This window comes from Pseudomonas ceruminis (assembly GCF_021602025.1).
Lineage (GTDB): Bacteria > Pseudomonadota > Gammaproteobacteria > Pseudomonadales > Pseudomonadaceae > Aquipseudomonas > Aquipseudomonas ceruminis.
This window is the reverse complement of the sequence record NZ_BQHW01000001.1, coordinates 208,963-226,982: the sequence shown is the minus strand read 5'-3', so window position 1 is coordinate 226,982 and position 18,020 is coordinate 208,963. Positions and strand designations below refer to the sequence as shown.

The window sequence follows — 18,020 nt, the reverse complement described above, 5'->3', positions numbered from 1 at the left end:
GTGTCGAGTTGGGCCAAGGCTTTGCGGTCGAGCTTGCCGTTGGCGTTGAGCGGCATGCTCGGCAGCAGCACCCAGTGCAGTGGCACCATGTAGTCCGGCAACTGCCGGCGCAGCGCGGCCTTGAGCGCTTCACGCAGGGTGCGCTGGTCGTCCTCGCTGTCGCCCCGTAGGCCCCACGATGCAGCGTCGGCGACCAGGTAGGCCACCAGGTGGCGGCCAACGGCCAGGTCCTGGGCAAGCACGGCGATATCGCGAACCCCTTCCTGTTCGCGGATGCGCGCCTCGATCTCACCCAGCTCAATGCGGAATCCGCGGATCTTCACCTGGTGGTCGGCGCGGCCGACGTACTCCAGCACCCCATCCAGGCGCCGCCGCACCAAGTCGCCGGAGCGGTACAGACGCTGGCCTGGCACGCGGGCGTAGGGGTCGGGGACAAAGCTCAACGCGGTGCGCACCGGATCGCCGACGTAGCCCCGGCCGACGCCGGTGCCGCTGATGCACAGCTCACCCACCGCCCGTGTGCAGACCAGGTCCAGCTGGCCGTCCAGCACATGCAGCTGGTTATTGTCGGTAGGCAAGCCGATCGGCAGGTACGTGTTGCCAGTGTCCGCCTCGCCGACGCGGGTCAGTGACACATCGTCGGAGCACTCGGCCGGCCCATAGGCGTTGATCAAGGGAATCTGCGGGTAACGCTGCAGCCAGCGCCGCGCCAACTCGGGCGGCATCGCCTCACCGGTGGTCAGCATCCAGCGCAGGCCCGGCAGGGCGATCAGCTCGGCATCGAGCATGCCCTGAATCAGCGAAGGCACGCTCTCCAGCACCGTGATCCCCGCTGAATTGACGTGCCGCAACAATGCCTCGGGGTCATGGGCAATGAGGTCCGGGACGATCTCCACCCGCGCGCCACACAAGCCGGCAGTGAGGAATTGCCACACGGAGATATCGAAGCTCTGGGAGGCGGTCTGGGCAATCACGTCGTCCATGCCCAACGCCAGGTAGGGCAATTTGCTCAGTTGGTTGTTGAGCATGCCCGCCTGCTCCACCATCACCCCTTTGGGCGCACCGGTTGAGCCGGAGGTGTAGATCACATAGGCCAGGTGGTGCGGGCCGATTGGCAGGCACGGCGCGACAACGGCGTGGCCCTGTTGCAGGTGCTCCCACACCAGCAGGCGCGGGCGCGCCGCCTCGTCCACCTCAGCCAGCAGCGGCGTCAACGCCGGCAGGCACGCCTCGCTGCAAACCAGCACCGGTGCCCGGCTGAGGGTAAGGATGTGACGCAGCCGCTGGGCCGGCAGGTGCGGATCCAGCGGCAAATAGCCGGCGCCCGCCTTGAGGGTACCCAGGATCATGCCCAGCAGCGGCAAGCTCCGCTCGGCGAGCAGGGCCACGCACTGGTCGGGCTGCACGCCCGCCGCCAGCAGCGCGTTGGCCATGCCGTTACCCAGCGAGTCGAGTTGCTGATAGGACCAATGCTGCCCCTGGCAACTGGCGGCGATACGCTGAGGATGCTGCGCCGCCTGGGCTTCGAACAGGCGTGGGTAGCCATCGTGCAGCGGGTAGCTGCGTTGCGAGCGGTTGCAAGCCTCGAGCAGGTGTTCGCGCTCTGGCGTGCCCAGCAGCGGCAAGGCATCGAAACGGGCTTCGAATTGCGACCCCAGCGCCAGCAGCAGGCGCTTGAAGTCGGCCAGCAGCTGACTCACGGTGGCTTCGTCGAACCAGCGCCGATCGTACGACAGGTGCAGGCCCAGCTCATCACCCGGGTAGATGACCACGGTCATCGGGTAGTTGGTGTGGGTGCGCCCAGAGTCGGAACTGATGTTCAGGTTTTGCACCTGGTTCATCACACCGTCCTCGATCGGCGCGTTCTCGAACACGAAGAGGCTGTCGAACAGCGACTGGCCTTTGCCGATTTCGCTGCAGGCCTGAATCTCCACCAAGGGCAGGTGCTCGTGCTCGCGCAGGCGCAGGTTGAGCGCGAACAGCGCTTGCAGCCAGCTGCGTACCGTTGTGTCGCTGTCAATGCCTGGCAGGCGGACACGCAGCGCAATGCTGTTGATGAACAGGCCTACGGTGCGCTGCATGTCCGGCATGTCCACCGGCCGCCCCGCCACTGTCACCCCATAGACCACGTCACGTGCACCGCTGTAGCGGTGCAGCACCAGCGCCCAGGCGGCCTGGACGAAGGTGTTGACGGTCAACTGGTGACGCTGGGCCAGCTCCCGCAGGTGACGGCCCTGCTGCCGGTCAAGGCGGGTATGCAGGTCACCGATCGACGAGTGCCCGGCGTCCTTCACCGGCTGTCGGTCGAACGGCAGCCCGGTGGGCTGCTCGAAGCCGGCCAGTTGCTCGCGCCACAACCGTTGGGAAACCGGCAGGTCCTGGCGGTTCAGCCAACTGATGAAATCGGCATAGCGCGAAGCCGGTGCCAAGCGGGCCTGGCGCTGCTCGCCCAGGGCGGCGTAGAGCTCGAAGAATTCGTCCACCAGCAATGAACGGCACCAGGCGTCGATCAGAATATGGTGGTTGCTCAGGACGAACCCGAAGCGCCGATCGCCCAGCTGGATCAGGCGCAGGCGCATGGGCACCGCCCCTTGCAGGTCAAAGCCCTGGCGCCGCTCTTCGGCCAGCATGTCACGCAACTTGCCCTCGTGCTCGCGGGTTGGCACATCACGCCAGTCGTGCAGTTGCACGTCAGGCTGCGCGGTGTGGCGCACGATCTGCAGCAGGCGCTCACCGACAGTCCAGGAGAAGGTGGTGCGCAACGCATCGTGACGCTGAGCGACCCCTTGCCAGGCTTGGGCGAAGCGTGCAGGGTCGATCTCGCTTTCGACGCTGTAGCAGTACTGCATCATGTAGATACCCGAGCCCGGCTCCAGCAGGGTGTGCATCAGCAGCCCTTCCTGCATGGGCGACAGCGGGTAGATATCCTCAACCTCACGCAGGTCCAGGGGCAACGCGTCGAGCTGCGCCTGGGTCAGGCCGGCCAGCGGGAAGTCAGCGGGGGTCGCACCGCCTGCCTGGCTGTCGAGACAGTGCTCGACCAGCGCAGCCAGTTCCTGCGCGTAGTCCGCAGCCAGGGCGGCGATGGCCGGCTCATCGAACATTTCCTGGCTGAAGGTCCAGCCCAACTCCAGCTCGCCACCCAGTACCTGGCCGTTGACGCTCAACCAATTGCCCAGCGGTGCATCGTCGCACTGGGTAGCGCCCACGCTTTCACTGGCCGGCGCGAACAGGCGATCGTCCGCAAAACCCTGGTCGAACTGGCCGAGGTAGTTGAAGGTTACCCGTGCCTGAGGCAACGCTTGCAAGGCAGCACGTTGTTCGGTATTGCCCAGGTAACGCAGCACGCCATGGCCAATACCCCGCTCGGGTACGCCGCGCAGTTGTTCCTTGACCGCCTTGATCGAGCCCGCCGGGTCATCGGCCGGCGTCAGCGCCACCGGGAACAGGGTGGTAAACCAGCCCAGGGTGCGGCTCAGGTCCACACCGTCGAACAGGTCTTCGCGGCCATGGCCTTCAAGCTGCACCAGCGCGCTGCGCTGCCCAGTCCAGCGGCACAGCACTCGCGCCAGGGCAGTGAGCAGCAGGTCGTTGACCTGGGTGCGGTACGCGGCTGGCGCCTGCTGCAGCAGGCGGCGGGTGGTTTCGCCATCCAGCCGGCAGTGCACGGTGCGCGCGTGGCGGGCCTGTAGCCCAGCATCGCTGCGAGCACCTGGCAGGTCAGCCTTATGCCCACCGAGTGTCGCTTGCCAGTAGGCCAGTTCGCCAGCGCGCGCCGGCTCGCTGGCCCAGGCAACCAGGCGCTCGGCCCACGCCTTGAACGCCGTGCTTTTTTCCGCCAGCACCGGCGTCCGGCCTGCCTGCAGCGCGGCGCACGCCTGCTCCAAGTCTTCCAGCAGTATGCGCCAGGACACCCCATCGACCACCAGGTGGTGGATCACCAACAACAGGCGCTGCCCGCCTTCGGCGAGGTCGAACAACACTGCGCGCAGCAGGGGACCCTGGGCCAGGTCAAGGCTGCGCTGTGCTTGATCAGCGACCGCCTGCACCTGCGCGGCATCCGCTGCCTGACGGTGCCACAGCAGGCCGCTCGGCACCCCCTCGCGGTGCTCGGCGTGCCAGTGACCGTCCTGCTGGTTGAAGGCCAGGCGCAGCGCGTCATGCTGGGAGAGCAACAGCCCCAGCGCCTGTTCGACGACACTGGCCGACAGTGCCTGGCGTGGTTGCAGCATCACCGCCTGGTTGTAGTGCCCAGGCTGCGCCAAGGCCATGTCAAAGAAGCGCAGTTGCACGGGCAGCAGCGGCATCGCGCCGCTGACCTGGGACGCGACGCGGGGTTTGGCCTTGACGGTGTCGATCTTGGCGACCTGCGCCAGCTGGGCGATGGTCTGTTTCTCGAACAACTGACGCGGGCTCAGTTTGATGCCCTGGCGTTTGGCCCGGGCGATGATCTGCAGGCTGAGGATGGAGTCTCCGCCCAGCTCGAAGAAGTTGTCTTCAACGCCGATGTCATCGCGTTTGAGCACGGCTTGCCAGATGGCTAGCAGTTGTTCTTCCACAGGTGTGCCCGCCGCCACATGGCGCTTGAGCTGCACCTGCGGCGACGGCAAGGCGCGGCGGTCCAGCTTGCCGTTGGCAGTCAGCGGCAGACGCTCAAGCAGCAGCAGGTGCGCCGGCACCAGGTAGTCCGGCAGCAGTGTTTGCAGTTGCTCACGCAGGGCTTGGGCGCTGAGCCCAGCATCGCCCGGCACACACCAGCCCACCAGTTGCAACGGCGCCGGGTCATCGCGCTGGGGCACTGCCAGCACCACGGCGTCCTGCACGCCTGCCAGGCTGCGCAGCACGCGGGCCACCTCCCCTGGCTCGACACGGTAGCCACGGATCTTGACCTGATCGTCGCCCCGTCCCAGGAAGTGCAACAGCCCCTCGCTGTCGCGGCGCACGCGGTCGCCACTGCGGTACAGCCGGGCGCCAGGCTCACCGAAGGGGTCGGGCACGAAGCGCTCTGCGGTCAGTGCAGCCTGGCCCAGATAGCCCTGCGCCAGGCTGGCGCCGCCGATGTACAGCTCGCCGGCGACGCGCTCGGGGATGGGGTTCAGCACATCGTCCAGCACCCGCACACTGGCACCCGGCAGCGCCTGGCCCAGCGGGATGCCTTGGCCCGGCTCGCCGTGCAGCTCGTGGGTGAGCACGCCGACGGTGGTTTCGCTCGGGCCGTAATGGTTGATGAAACGACAGCCCGGCTTGAGCTCACGCACTTTCTGGTACAGCGCGGTGGAGCAGGCCTCGCCGCCGACGATCAAGGCATGGGCGGGCAGCACATCAGCGGCGTTCGCCGCCTGCAGCAGGCCGTTAAGGTGGCTCGGGACGATTTTCAGCACGCCGATGCGCTGTTCGGCCATGTAAGCGGCGAACGCGTCGGGATCGAAACCCAGCGCCTCAGGCAGTACGTGCAAGGCACGCCCGGAGCACAGGGCGCCAAACAACACGGTGTGGCCCAGGTCGGCAGCAATGGTGGAGACCAGCGCCATGCTCGCATCCGCCGCCAGGTCCAGCCGCTGCAACAGGCCGTCGACATAGCTGGCCAGGGCGCCGTGGCTGACCACGACCCCTTTGGGTTGCCCGGTGGAGCCGGAGGTGTGGATGACATACGCCGGCGCGTCGGGCAAGACGGCACCTTGCGGCGTATCGACCGGGCGCGAGGCCCACTGTTCTGGAAGGTACGGTTGCACCGTGCAACCTGTGCCGGCCAGTACCTGCTGACGCGTTTCCCCGGCATCGCACAGCAACACGGCAGCGGCGCTGCGCTGCAGCATGCCTTGCAGGCGCTCGACCGGGGCCTTGATGTCCAGCGGCATATAAACACCGCCAGCCTTGAGCACACCCAGCAGGCAGACCAGCCAGTCCAGCGAGCGCTCCATCAGCACGGCCACCGGCGTGCCGGCAGTCACACCACGGTCGCGCAAGTGGTGGGCCAGGCGGTTGGCGCGGCGATCCAGTTCGGCATGGCTCAAGCGGTTGTCAGCGTACACTGCAGCCAGGGCCTCGGGGTGCCGGCGTACCTGCTCGTCCCAGCGCTGCAACACCAGGGCCGGTTGCACTTGGCGCTGCGCGACGACCGGGGCAGGCGCATCGACCAGCGCGTGCAACGGCACGTCTGGCCGCTCCAGCAACGCCTCGAACAGCGCGCGTAGCGAGGTCATGAAACCTTCGATGGTGGCCCGGCGGTACAGGTCGCTGGCATAGGTCATTTCACCGTGCACCACGTTGCCATCGTCGGTGATGTCCAGTGCCAGATCGAAGTGGGTGCCTTCCTTGCGCAATGAGTACTCGCTGACCGCCAGGCCCGGCAGTTGCAGCGCCGTCTGCTTCTGCACACCGACGTTCTGATTGAACTTGGCCTGGAACAACGGGTTGTGGCCCAGGCTGCGCTCAGGGGCGAGCACTTCTACCAGTTGTTCGAAAGGCAACTCCTGGTTGGCTTGAGCGGCGAAGGTGGCCTCGCGCACCTGAGCCAGCAGTTCGCGCAACGACAGGCGCTCGTCAATATTGCAGCGCAGCACCTGAGTGTTGACGAAGAAGCCGATCAGCCCCTCGACCTCCTCGCGCCCACGGTTGGCGTTGGGCACGCCGATGCGGATGTCGCGTTGGCCAGAATGGCGCGACAGAAACAGCGCGTAGCCCGCCAACATCAGCATGAACAAGGTCACGCCCTGGGCGCGCGCCGTGTCGCGCAGGCGCTGGGAGAGGGCCACGCCAAAATCGAACGTGAGCGTCTCGCCTTGCAGGCTCTGCACCGGTGGCCGCGGAAAGTCGGCCGCCACGTCCAACAGCGTGTGCTCCTCACCCAACTGCTCGCGCCAGTGCTGCAATTGGCGCTCGCCCTCCCCGGCTTCCAGCCAGCGACGCTGCCAGATGGCGTAGTCGGCGTACTGCAATGGCAGCGCCGGCAAGTGCTGGGCGCCGGCTTGGTAGCACTGCACGAACTCGCGGACCATCACGTCCATCGACCAGCCATCGGAAACGATGTGGTGCATGCACACCACCAGCACGCGTTCATCCTGGCCAAGGCGGAACAGGCTGGCGCGCAGCAGCGGACCCTGCAGCAGGTCGAACGGGCGCCCCACTTCCTCTTCCACCTGGCGCGCCAGCTCGACCTCGGGCTCGGCGCTGGCACGCAGGTCGACGTGGTTCAGGGCCAGAGGTTCGGCCGGCAGCACCCGTTGCAACGGCTGTTCGCCATCGACCTGAAACACGGTGCGCAACGCTTCGTGGCGCTCGACCAGCCCATCGAAGGCACGCTGCAGACGCCCTTCGTCCAAGTCACCGCGCAGGCGTAGACCGGCAGCCATGTTGTAGGCGGCGCTCTGCGGGTCAAGCTGCCAAAGGAATAGCAGGCGCTGTTGGGCGTAGGACAGTGGAATGGCCTCAAGGCCGTGGCGGCTCACCGGGATCGGCAGCAGGCCGAAATCCTTGCCGTCCTGGCGCATCTTGGCGAGGAACTGGCGACGTTGTTCGAGCGGCAACCCGATGAACTTCTCGGCGATACGCAGCGTAGTGTTTCGGGTCATGCTCAAACCTCCTCCAGTGAATTCATGAACGCTTCCATGTCGGCCCAATCTTCGTCGGCGCTGCCGCCAAGGGCCTCCAACTCCTGCGCCAGCGCCTGCAGGTGTGGGCGCTCGAAAAGGCTGCGCATGGGGAGCGCGATACCGAGCTCGGACTTGATCCGGGCGATGACCTGGGCGGCCAGCAGCGAGTGCCCGCCCAGATCGAAGAAGCTGTCGTCAAGCCCGACGCGGGGTACGTGCAGCACCTCCATCCAGATGCCGGCCAGGCGCTGCTCCAGCGCGCTGGCAGGTGCGCGGTAATGGGCTTGCAACTGGCTTGGGTCGGGCTCGGGCAACGCTTTGCGGTCGAGCTTGCCGCTGGGGGTCAGGGGCAGGTGCTCGAGCATCACCAGGTGCGAAGGCACCATGTAGTCGGGCAGGCTGGCGCGCAGCGCATCGCGCACGGCCTGGCGCTGCACCTCAGGGTGGGTGCCGTCGGCGTCGGTGACGACATAGCCGACCAGTTGTCGGCCACCGGCCATGTCCAGTGCCAGCACCGCCGCCTCGCGCACACCAGGGCATTGCTGCAGGCGCATTTCGATTTCGCCCAGCTCGATGCGGAAACCGCGCACCTTGACCTGATGATCGACGCGGCCGATGTACTCGATGGCGCCAGTAGCGTCGAAACGGGCTCGGTCACCGGTGCGGTAAAGCCGCTCGCCGGGTACCTGCGGGTCGGGCAGGAAGCGTTCGGCGCTCAACGCCGGCTGGCCGTGATAGCCCCGCGCCAGGCCCGGCCCGCCGATGTAGAGTTCGCCGATGGCGCCTGCAGGTACTGCCTGCAGTTCGCCGTCGAGAATGTACAACCGGCGCCCGGCCAGGCCTTGGCCGATGGGAATACCGCGCCAGGCGACATCCTTGGAGGCCAGCGCAGTGCAGTCGTGGATGCTGGAAACCACCGTGGCCTCGGTCGGGCCATAGGTGTTGAGCAGGCGTACCCCGGACAGCCCGGCGCGGTGCCACAGATCAAGGCCATCCACCGCCATGGCCTCGCCACCGACATGTACCTGGCGCAGCGCAGCGAAGGCCTGCGGGGTGCCACGGGCATAATCCTGCACCAGCATGTGCCAGTAGGCCGCCGGCAGGTCGGCCACGGTAATGCCATGGGTGTCCAGCGCCTGCTGGAAGCTGGCACTGTCCCACAGCCGATTGTCGCGTAGCACCACCCGAGCCCCCACGCAAAGCGGCGGGTAGAACTGCTCGACAAAGCCATCGAAACTGCAGGTGGCGAACTGCAGCACCCGGTCATCCGGTGTCAGGCGCGAATAGTCGGTGGCCAGCACACAGAACTCGGCCAGCGCCCCATGGCTGATGGCAACGCCTTTGGGCCGGCCAGTGGAACCAGAGGTGTAGATCACGTAGGCCAGGTTACCGGGCTGGACGTCAACCTCCGGCGCGTGGGGCGGCGGGTGGTCGAGCCAGGCGTCTGCCTGGTCCAGGCACAGGCGCTGGATGCTGTCATCTGCGGGCAGTTGCTCCAGCAACGCGGCCTGGGTCAGCAGCAGGCGCAGGCCGCTGTCGGCGAAGACCTGGGCAATACGGTCATGGGGTGCTTGTGGGTCCAGAGGCACATACGCGCCCCCGGCCTTGAGCACCGCCAGCAGGGCCACGCCCATGTCCAGGGACCGCTCCAGGGCAACGCCGACCAGCACTTCTGGGCCAACGCCCAACTGCACCAAGCGATGGGCCAGGCGATTGCTGCGGTGTTCCAGTTCGGCATAACTCAGGCAAGCGCCCGCGCCTTCACCGGCCAGCACCAGGGCGATTGCCTCGGGCGTGCGCCCGGCCTGTTCCTGAACGCGTCGGTGCGCCAGGATGGGCGCCAACGGGGCGTTGGCACGCAATGCCCAACCCTGCAGTTGACGCGCCTGTTCGTCGCCCAGCAACTGCAGCTCGCCAATGCGCCGCTGCGGCTCGACCACCACGCTGTGCAGCAGGTTGCGCCAGTGGTCGGCCATACGCTCGACGGTCGCGGCATCGAACAGGTCGGTGGCGTAGGTGAAGGCCGCCAGCAGGCGCTCACCTTCTTCACGGGTTTCAAGCATCAGGTCGCTGGCTGCGGCGTGGCTGCGGGCGCCGGCAACGCTCTGTCGGGCCTCGAGGTGCGCCAGTTGCAAGCCGCATCCCAGGCGCTTGCCCTGGATGTCGGTGACCAGTGGCTGGTGGTTGTACATCACCTGGAACAGTGCATTGTGGCTCTGGCTGCGGTGAGGCTGCAGCGCCTCCACCAGCGCATCGAAGGGCAACTCCTGGTGAGCCTGCGCCTCAAGGGCCGTCACCCGCAGGGCCTGCAGCAGTTGCTCGAACGTCTGGCGCCCGTCCAGCTGGCTGCGCAGCACCTGGGTGTTGACGAAGAAGCCGATCAGCCCTTCGACCTCGCCCCGGTTGCGATTGGCAATCAGCCCACCCACACGAATGTCTCCCTGACCGCTGTAGCGGTAGAGCAGGCTCTTGAAGGCCGCCAGCAGGACCACGAACAGCGTCACGCCCTGACGCTGGGCCAGGGCCTTGAGGTCGGCACGCAGCCCGGCATCGACAGCAAACTCCAGGCGCGCGCCCGCGTGGCTCGGCTGGGCCGGGCGCGGACGGTCGGTGGGCAGCTCCAGCGGCAGGTGCTCTTCGCCCAGTTTGCCGCGCCAGTAGTCGAGCTGGCGTGCCTGCTCGCCGGCCTCCAGCCAACTGCGTTGCCACAGGGCATAATCCCGGTACTGCACAGCCAGGGGCGGCAGCTGCGGCTCGGCGCCCGCCGTGCGCGCGTCCAGGCAGCGCATGAATTCTTCGATGAGGATGTTCATCGACCAGCCGTCGGCGATGATGTGATGCATGGTCAGGAGCAACACCTGCTCGTCGGTGCCGAGGCTCAGCAGCGCGACGCGCAGCAGCGGCCCGCGCTGCAGGTCTAAGGGCTGGCCGGCTTCGCGGGCGACTTCCTCGCGGGTGCGTTGCAGGCGCTGGTCAGCGTCCAGGGCGGACAGGTCGACATGACGGACGTGCGCCTGCACGTCCTCGCCAACCCGCTGCAATGCCTGGCCATCGACTTCCTCGAACGTGGTACGCAGGCACTCGTGGCGCTGTACCAGGTCCGCAAAGGCAAGATCCAGCGCTGCACGGTTCAGGCTGCCCAGCAGCCGTACCGCACCTGGCAGGTTGTAGGCCGCGCTGTCGGGCTCCAACTGCCAGAGAAACCACATGCGCTGCTGGGCATACGAGAGGTGATCGCGACCGGGGACACCGCTGCAGTCAGGGATGGGATAACTGGTGAAATCGACTTGCTCGTCGCGCAGGGCGGCAAAAAAGATGCGGCGCTTTTCCAGCGGCAGCTCAATGAAGCGGCGAGCCAGCTTGTGGGAGTGATCGAGGGTGCTCATAGGTCGTCCGAACCGGTGATGGGAGCCGCCATGGGCTCCGCGATACCTGTTGAACGAATGATTCGCTGTTGCATTTAGGAGGCGTTGGAAAAACAGCCCCGCTGTGTTTTCCATGGCACACGAGGCACTGCAAGGCATCCCGGCGGCGCCTGCCACCGCCGGAACGCCAAGGGTTTCAGCCCGCGCCGTGCCCTTCGGCCATGGCCACGATCACCTTGCGCTTGCCGGTGAAGCTGCTGCGTGCGTGGGCGGCGAGCATGTTGTCGAGCATCAGCACATCGCCCGCCTGCCACGGGAAGGCAATGGTGCATTCGTCCAGCACACCGCGCACCTCATCAAGGATCGAATCCTCGATGGGCGAACCATCGCCGTAGTAGACGTTACGCGGCAGGTCTTCTTCATCGACGATTTCCAACAGGCTTTCGCGCACTTCGGGCGGCAGGTTGGACACGTGGAACAGGTGGGCCTGGTTGAACCAGACATCCTCACCCGTACGCGGGTGCCGGGCCACGGCCTGGCACACCTGGCGGGTACGCAGCTCGCCGTCGTCCTTCCACTCGCAGCTGATCGCATGGCGCTTGCAATAGGCTTGCACGACTGCCGGGTCGTCGCTGTTGAATACTTGCTCCCACGGCACATCCAGGCCGTTGCCGAAATTGCGCACGTACATCAGCCCGTGGCGGTTGAAACGCTCGTGAATGCGCGGGTCGATGCGGCGGAACACCTCGCGGCTGTCGGCAATCGGCGTTTCCCCGCCGGTTTCGGCGGCGATCATGCTGTAGAACCAGATCTTCATCGGCCATTCGCGGGTATAAGCCTGCTCATTGTGCAGGGGGATCTTCTGGTGTGGCGGGTATTCGGTGGAGGTATAAACGCCCTGGGTGACATTGCTGCGCGGGGTGGAACCGAACTCGTAGTTCAGCAACGGGTGGCCGAAGCCCCCGGCGAACGTGCGGAAGGCCTCTGCCCCGCCCACATCGAAGCCGCGGAAAAGCAGGCCGCCGGCCGTGAGCAGGTGGTGGTCCACCAGCTCGCGAATCGGCGCAAGGGCCTCGATGAGGTTCAGCCCCGGGCTGGGCGCCTGCACCAGCAACGGCAGGCTGCGCTCGCCTGGCAGCAAGGGCCGGGCGAACAATTGGCGTACTGCACTCATGGCTGCCTCCCGACGGTGCGGGGTGGTCGCGAATGGAGTACCTGTTCATATATCACGGACAGCGACAAACTCGCCTTGAGGCTGGTAGCGGCTAGCATCCTTCGACCCTCGATAAAGTTGCATCAAGCTCTCGACCGGGCGCACGTGGCGCTTATCGGCCTTGTGCAGAGAAAACGAGGGGCAGGCAGAGGGATTTAGCGGTGGCGTGACAGGGCTGGCCGCCTCGCTGAAGAAAGCGGCGTGACAGAGTGAGCGATCAGCGTCGAGCAGGGCTCGGGAAGATGGCGTCCCCGGCAGGAATCGAACCTGCACCAGAGTCTTAGGAGGACCCCGTTCTATCCATTAAACTACAGGGACTGAATAGACGCCCGCGCGTAGCGGGACGGCGTGCATGTTAACCAGCGCGCCGCCGTTTGTCATGCCTCAATCGGGCTTTTTGCACGTAGGGCTTTTCTCAAGCTTCAATCCTGGACCGCGCAGCCGCCCTGCTCGCGCAACAACGCGATCAACCTACCAACAGCCGCCGTCAGCGACCCGGAGTTGTCCAGCAGGTGCACCGGTTGATCCGCCTCCAGCTGGAACGTGGCATTACGCGCCAGGCGCTGTTCGATTTGCTCGGGCGTTTCCCGCCCCCTGGCAAGCAAGCGTTGGCGCAGTACCGCGGGCTCTACCTGCAGGCTTATCGCCAGCAGGCCTGGATAACGCCGGCGCGCTTCAGGCAGGTACGCCCGGGAACCATTGACCAGCACGCAACGCCCTTGCATAAGCCACTGATCGACCTGCGCTGGGATCCCATACTCCAGCCCGTTGGCTTGCCAGTGCATGCAAAACGCCCCCTCCCCGCGCAAGGCGGCGAACCGCTCCGGGGAGACGCTGTGGGCCGCCTCACCTTTGGCTTCGGCAGAACGGGTGATGGTACGACGCGCCACCTCGACGCCAGCGGCGGCCAGTTGCTCACGGGCCGCATCGATCAAGGAATCTTTACCTGAACCGGAAGGTCCTACCAGAAATACGAGGCGACCAGGGGCATTGCGCCGGGCGCTTGCGTCATGTTGCATAGCCACTATGCTCTACGGAAGGAAACCCGCGCATTTTAGGGTTTTTCTGTAACCTTTGCTGCGTTTTACAGGTTTTTGACGGCAAAGGCCTGACGGTAGGTCGAGCGTGCGCATGTAAAACTTTTCAAACCAGTGCTCATTTCTGATAATTGGTACTGGCAAAAAGCCTTTATGCGGCTCACTATTTGTCACAGAATTGACGCCAAGGAAACGGCGACGTTGAGGCAAGATGAACACCAATTTTTCATGTCGGTTGAACATTTTGTCGTCGCCACGGTCGTACCACCATCCCGTGCGGCCAATTTGAGAACCGCTTCCCCTGAACCAAAAACCGGTCAATTTATATGCGCCCAATGAAACAGGCTATTTATTCCAGCCGCACCGCTGACAAGTTTGTCGTCCGCCTGCCAGACGGAATGCGTGAGCGCATTGCCGAGGTAGCGCGCAACCATCACCGCAGCATGAACTCCGAAATCATCGCACGCCTGGAACAGAGCCTTATCCAGGAAGGCGCGTTGGGCGACGAGCTGAGCATGCGCCTGGACAGCCCCGAACTGTCCTTGCATGAGCGTGAGTTGCTTCAGCGCTTCCGCCAACTGTCCCACCGACAGCAGAACGCCCTGGTGGCCCTCATCGCTCACGATGTGGAAATGGCCGCCGACGCCTCCTAAGGCGATAAGCGAGCATGAAAAAGCCAGCGAAAGCTGGCTTTTTTCGTTGTGCTTGCCTGGGTACCAAGGGCTGCAGCGCAGCCCCTGCCTGAACCAGGCTTACAGCAGGAATATCGTCGCCAGCCCCAGGAAGATGAAGAAGCCGCCGCTGTCGGTTACCGCCGTGATCATCACACTCGAGCCCATCGCCGGGTCGCGCCCCAGGCGCGTCAGTGTCATCGGGATCAACACGCCCATAAGCGCCGCCAACAACAGGTTCAAGGTCATCGCTGCGGTCATGACCAGGCCCAACGACCAGCTACCGTACAGCCAGAACGCCACCGCGCCGATCACCCCGCCCCAGATCAGGCCGTTCAACAGGGAAACCGCCAGTTCCTTGCGCATCAGCCGGCTGGTATTGCCCGGCGATACCTGATCCAGCGCCATGGCACGGACAATCATGGTGATCGTCTGGTTGCCGGAGTTGCCGCCAATACCCGCCACGATCGGCATCAGCGCCGCCAGTGCCACCAGTTTCTCGATCGAACCTTCGAACAGGCCGATCACCCGCGAGGCCACAAACGCCGTAATCAGGTTGATGGCAAGCCAGGCCCAACGGTTGCGCAACGAACGCCAGACCGATGCGAAGATATCTTCCTCTTCACGCAGACCCGCCATGTTGAGGACTTCGCTTTCACTTTCCTCACGGATCAGGTCGACCATTTCATCGATGGTCAGACGGCCGATCAGGCGATCGCTCTTGTCTACCACCGGCGCCGAGACCAGGTCATAACGCTCGAAGGCTTGAGCCGCGTCGTAGGCATCCTCATCGGGGTGGAAGGAGACCGGATCGTTCGCCATGACCTCCGCTACCTTCTTTTCCGGGTCGTTGACCAGCAGGCGCTTGATCGGCAGCACACCTTTGAGGATGCCGTCGTAGTCCACCACGAACAGCTTGTCGGTGTGGTTGGGCAATTCTTTCAGGCGGCGCAGGTAGCGCAGCACCACTTCAAGGCTGACATCTTCGCGAATGGTGACCATCTCGAAGTCCATCAGCGCACCGACCTGCTCCTCGTCGTAGCTCAACGCCGAGCGCACACGCTCACGCTGCTGGGCATCGAGGCTTTCCATCAGCTCATGGACGACATCACGCGGCAGCTCAGGCGCCAGGTCAGCGAGTTCGTCGGCGTCCATTTCCTTGGCCGCGGCGAGGATCTCGTGATCGTCCATGTCGGCGATCAACGATTGGCGGACGGCGTCGGAAACTTCGAGAAGGATGTCGCCATCACGGTCCGAGCGCACCAACTGCCAGACCGTCAGACGGTCTTCCAGGGGCAAGGCTTCAAGGATGTAGGCGATGTCGGCAGGGTGCAGATCGTCGAGCTTGCGTTGCAGCTCGACCAGATTCTGACGGTGGACGAGGTTTTCCACCCGGTCGTGATGGTGCCCTTCCTGACGATGGGTCAGGTCTTCAACCACACGTTGACGCTGCAGCAGTTCGACCACCTGGGCCAGGCGATCTTGCAGGCTTTCTTGCGCTTTCTTTACTTCTACTTCAGTCATAGGCGAACTCCACTCCCAGCAGCGGAGCACGCCGGGGGAATCAATCGGTCAGATCTAGCTGTATGAAACGTATTAGTGAGTAACTACTGGGTAAGTCCATGGTGGTATTCCACAAGCCCCGGCGGGGCTGACGGGCGCAATCATACACTGCCTAAGCTGTCAGATCGCTTAAATTTTTGGCCATAACAATCGTTTGCGAGCCAAAGCTATGACAATGCTCGAAGCCATCAGTGCGACGGCGTTTGTAAACGAAAAAACACATCGGCCGCGCAAAATCATGCTGGCGCGATCAAATTGAAGTCTAGCCGGGCGTCACTGACAAAACAGTGAATCTTGAAAAGCAAAAAGCCCGCTCAATTGAGCGGGCTTCTTGATGTGTGGCGGACTCAGGAGGATTCGAACCTCCGACCGCTCGGTTCGTAGCCGAGTACTCTATCCAGCTGAGCTATGAGTCCGTGGTGGTAGTTTTAGACCAGGTTACCACTGGTTGACTGAAGTCGCTTTGCAAGCAGAGCCACTTCAAAAGTGGCGGACTCAGGAGGATTCGAACCTCCGACCGCTCGGTTCGTAGCCGAGTACTCTATCCAGCTGAGCTATGAGTCCGTGATGGTAGTTTTAGACCAGGTTACCACTGGTTGATTGAAGCCGCCTTGTAAACAGGGCCACTTCAAAAGTGGCGGACTCAGGAGGATTCGAACCTCCGACCGCTCGGTTCGTAGCCGAGTACTCTATCCAGCTGAGCTATGAGTCCGTGTCTTGCCGCGCATTATAGGTCGCTAAATCATTTTAGCAAGAACTTTTTCGTTTAATTTCAACGACTTAGCGTTCCTACCGATTACAGCGCCCTAAGCGAATAATGGCGGTGAAGGGGGGATTCGAACCCCCGATACCCTTATGAGGTATACTCCCTTAGCAGGGGAGCGCCTTCGGCCACTCGGCCACCTCACCGCAACACGGGGCGTATATTAACCAGAGCCTTCCCCGTTTGCAAACCTTTTTTTGAAAAAAACTTCAAAAAAATTAAAGGCTTGGCTCCTCGTCCTTCTCTTTCTTGATCCGCAGGTAGATTTCCTCGCGGTGAACAGCCACTTCCTTGGGTGCGCTGACGCCAATACGCACCTGGTTGCCTTTGACGCCAAGCACCGTCACGGTGATCTCGCCGTCTCCAATGATCAGGCTCTCGGCACACCGACGAGTCAGAATCAACATAGCTTTCTCCTCACGCAAACATTCAGGGATAACAGTCTGGGAATAGCAGCGCCTGGTCATGGACTACGACTCAGGGCCAGGGTGAACGTCACGCCGACAGGACAGGGCCTGCGTGCCGATCAGAAACGCGAAGGGCGCGGCTATGCCGCGCCCCTCCAGGCAACGCCTTACTCGCCCTGTCGGGCAGGGGCATCAAGCTCGAACGCAGTGTGCAGTGCGCGCACGGCCAGCTCCAGGTACTTCTCTTCGATCACCACGGAAACCTTGATCTCGGAAGTGGAGATCATCTGAATGTTGATGCTCTCCTTGGCCAGGGCTTCGAACATGCGGCTGGCAACGCCCGCGTGGGAACGCATGCCAACGCCGACGATCGACACCTTGGCGATCTTGGTGTCGCCGCTCACTTCACGGGCACCGATTTCACGCGCCGTGTTTTCCAGCACGCTGTGCGCCTTCTCGTACTCGTTGCGGTGCACAGTGAAGGTGAAGTCAGTGGTGTTATCGTGCGAGACGTTCTGCACGATCATGTCCACTTCGATGTTCGAGGCGCTGATCGGGCCGAGGATCTTGAAGGCAACGCCTGGGGTATCGGGCACGCCACGAATGGTCAGCTTGGCTTCATCACGGTTGAAGGCGATACCGGAAATGATCGGCTGTTCCATGGATTCCTCTTCATCAATGGTAATGAGGGTACCCGGACCCTCCTTGAAGCTGTGCAGCACGCGCAGCGGAACGTTGTACTTGCCGGCGAACTCCACCGAGCGGATCTGCAGCACCTTGGAGCCGAGGCTGGCCATTTCCAGCATCTCTTCGAAGGTGATCTTCTCCAGGCGACGCGCTTGCGGCACGACACGAGGGTCGGTGGTGTAGACGCCATCGACATCGGTGTAGATCTGGCACTCGTCAGCCTTGAGCGCGGCCGCCAGGGCCACGCCGGTGGTGTCGGAGCCACCCCGGCCGAGGGTCGTGATGTTGCCGTGCTCATCGACACCCTGGAAGCCCGCAACCACCACCACACGCCCGGCCTTCAGGTCAGCGCGGATCTTCTGGTCGTCAATCTGCAGGATGCGCGCCTTGTTGTGCGAGCTGTCGGTAAGGATACGCACCTGGTTGCCGGTGTAGGACACCGCCGGCACACCACGCTTGACCAGGGCCATGGCCAGCAGGGCGATGGTGACCTGCTCGCCGGTGGAAACGATCACGTCCAGCTCACGCGGTACCGGTTGGTCGGTAATCTGCTTGGCCAGGTCGATCAGGCGATTGGTTTCGCCACTCATGGCCGACAGCACAACTACCAGGTCGTCGCCCGCTTCACGGTGTTTCTTGACCTTGTCGGCAACCTGCTCGATCCGCTCGATGGAACCGACAGAGGTGCCGCCAAATTTCTGTACGATCAACGCCATTTCAAT

General features: G+C 63.9%; 7 protein-coding genes, 5 tRNA genes and 2 pseudogenes. 1 reads left to right on the top strand and 13 read right to left on the bottom strand.

The features are described from left to right. Positions 1-20: 20 nt before the first annotated feature. The 6 genes and pseudogenes from L6D80_RS01000 to phnN all read right to left on the bottom strand — a co-directional run. Positions 21-6,086 (bottom strand): annotated as a pseudogene (locus L6D80_RS01000) (amino acid adenylation domain-containing protein); the annotation flags it as partial. A gap of 66 nt (positions 6,087-6,152) precedes the next feature. Further along, positions 6,153-7,490 (bottom strand): annotated as a pseudogene (locus L6D80_RS30485) (condensation domain-containing protein); the annotation flags it as partial. Between the two features lie 83 nt (positions 7,491-7,573). After that, the gene (locus L6D80_RS00995) at positions 7,574-10,978 is read right to left on the bottom strand and encodes a non-ribosomal peptide synthetase (protein WP_176512485.1); all 3,405 of its coding nucleotides are present in this window, start codon (positions 10,976-10,978) and stop codon (positions 7,574-7,576) included. Positions 10,979-11,153: 175 nt separating this feature from the next. Beyond that, positions 11,154-12,131, bottom strand: coding sequence for a TauD/TfdA family dioxygenase (locus L6D80_RS00990; protein WP_054903361.1), 978 nt, complete (start codon positions 12,129-12,131; stop codon positions 11,154-11,156). 282 nt (positions 12,132-12,413) lie between these two features. Beyond that, positions 12,414-12,488, bottom strand: a tRNA-Arg gene (locus tag L6D80_RS00985). Positions 12,489-12,592: 104 nt separating this feature from the next. Beyond that, positions 12,593-13,189: a phosphonate metabolism protein/1,5-bisphosphokinase (PRPP-forming) PhnN gene (gene phnN, locus L6D80_RS00980; protein ID WP_176512484.1), complete on the bottom strand. Its 597-nt coding sequence runs from the start codon at positions 13,187-13,189 to the stop codon at positions 12,593-12,595. A 344-nt stretch (positions 13,190-13,533) separates the two neighbouring features. Here phnN and L6D80_RS00975 point away from each other — a divergent pair, with 344 nt between their 5' ends. Then, the gene (locus L6D80_RS00975) at positions 13,534-13,860 is read left to right on the top strand and encodes an Arc family DNA-binding protein (RefSeq protein ID WP_003254499.1); all 327 of its coding nucleotides are present in this window, start codon (positions 13,534-13,536) and stop codon (positions 13,858-13,860) included. A 99-nt stretch (positions 13,861-13,959) separates the two neighbouring features. Here the strand turns inward: L6D80_RS00975 and mgtE are convergent, their stop codons facing one another. The 7 genes from mgtE to L6D80_RS00940 form a co-directional block, all read right to left on the bottom strand. Next, positions 13,960-15,402 (bottom strand): magnesium transporter, encoded by a 1,443-nt coding sequence (gene mgtE, locus L6D80_RS00970; RefSeq protein ID WP_176512483.1) that lies wholly within the window; start codon positions 15,400-15,402, stop codon positions 13,960-13,962. 378 nt (positions 15,403-15,780) lie between these two features. After that, a tRNA-Arg gene (locus L6D80_RS00965) sits at positions 15,781-15,857 on the bottom strand. A gap of 71 nt (positions 15,858-15,928) precedes the next feature. Continuing rightward, positions 15,929-16,005, bottom strand: a tRNA-Arg gene (locus L6D80_RS00960). Between the two features lie 71 nt (positions 16,006-16,076). Beyond that, positions 16,077-16,153 (bottom strand) — tRNA-Arg (locus L6D80_RS00955). A gap of 106 nt (positions 16,154-16,259) precedes the next feature. Then, positions 16,260-16,350, bottom strand: a tRNA-Ser gene (locus L6D80_RS00950). 72 nt (positions 16,351-16,422) lie between these two features. Continuing rightward, on the bottom strand, positions 16,423-16,611 hold the full coding sequence (gene csrA / locus L6D80_RS00945) for a carbon storage regulator CsrA (protein ID WP_003254503.1): 189 nt from the start codon (positions 16,609-16,611) through the stop codon (positions 16,423-16,425). A gap of 167 nt (positions 16,612-16,778) precedes the next feature. After that, positions 16,779-18,014 (bottom strand): aspartate kinase, encoded by a 1,236-nt coding sequence (locus tag L6D80_RS00940; RefSeq protein WP_054903358.1) that lies wholly within the window; start codon positions 18,012-18,014, stop codon positions 16,779-16,781. Between the last annotated feature and the right edge of the window lie 6 nt (positions 18,015-18,020).

Coding starts and splice junctions, on each gene's coding strand:
- L6D80_RS00995 (WP_176512485.1), bottom strand. CDS start 10,978: ATGAGCACCCTCGATCACTCCCACAAGCTGGCTCGCCGCTTCATTGAG.
- L6D80_RS00990 (WP_054903361.1), bottom strand. CDS start 12,131: ATGAGTGCAGTACGCCAATTGTTCGCCCGGCCCTTGCTGCCAGGCGAG.
- phnN (WP_176512484.1), bottom strand. CDS start 13,189: ATGCAACATGACGCAAGCGCCCGGCGCAATGCCCCTGGTCGCCTCGTA.
- L6D80_RS00975 (WP_003254499.1), top strand. CDS start 13,534: ATGCGCCCAATGAAACAGGCTATTTATTCCAGCCGCACCGCTGACAAG.
- mgtE (WP_176512483.1), bottom strand. CDS start 15,402: ATGACTGAAGTAGAAGTAAAGAAAGCGCAAGAAAGCCTGCAAGATCGC.
- csrA (WP_003254503.1), bottom strand. CDS start 16,611: ATGTTGATTCTGACTCGTCGGTGTGCCGAGAGCCTGATCATTGGAGAC.
- L6D80_RS00940 (WP_054903358.1), bottom strand. CDS start 18,014: ATGGCGTTGATCGTACAGAAATTTGGCGGCACCTCTGTCGGTTCCATC.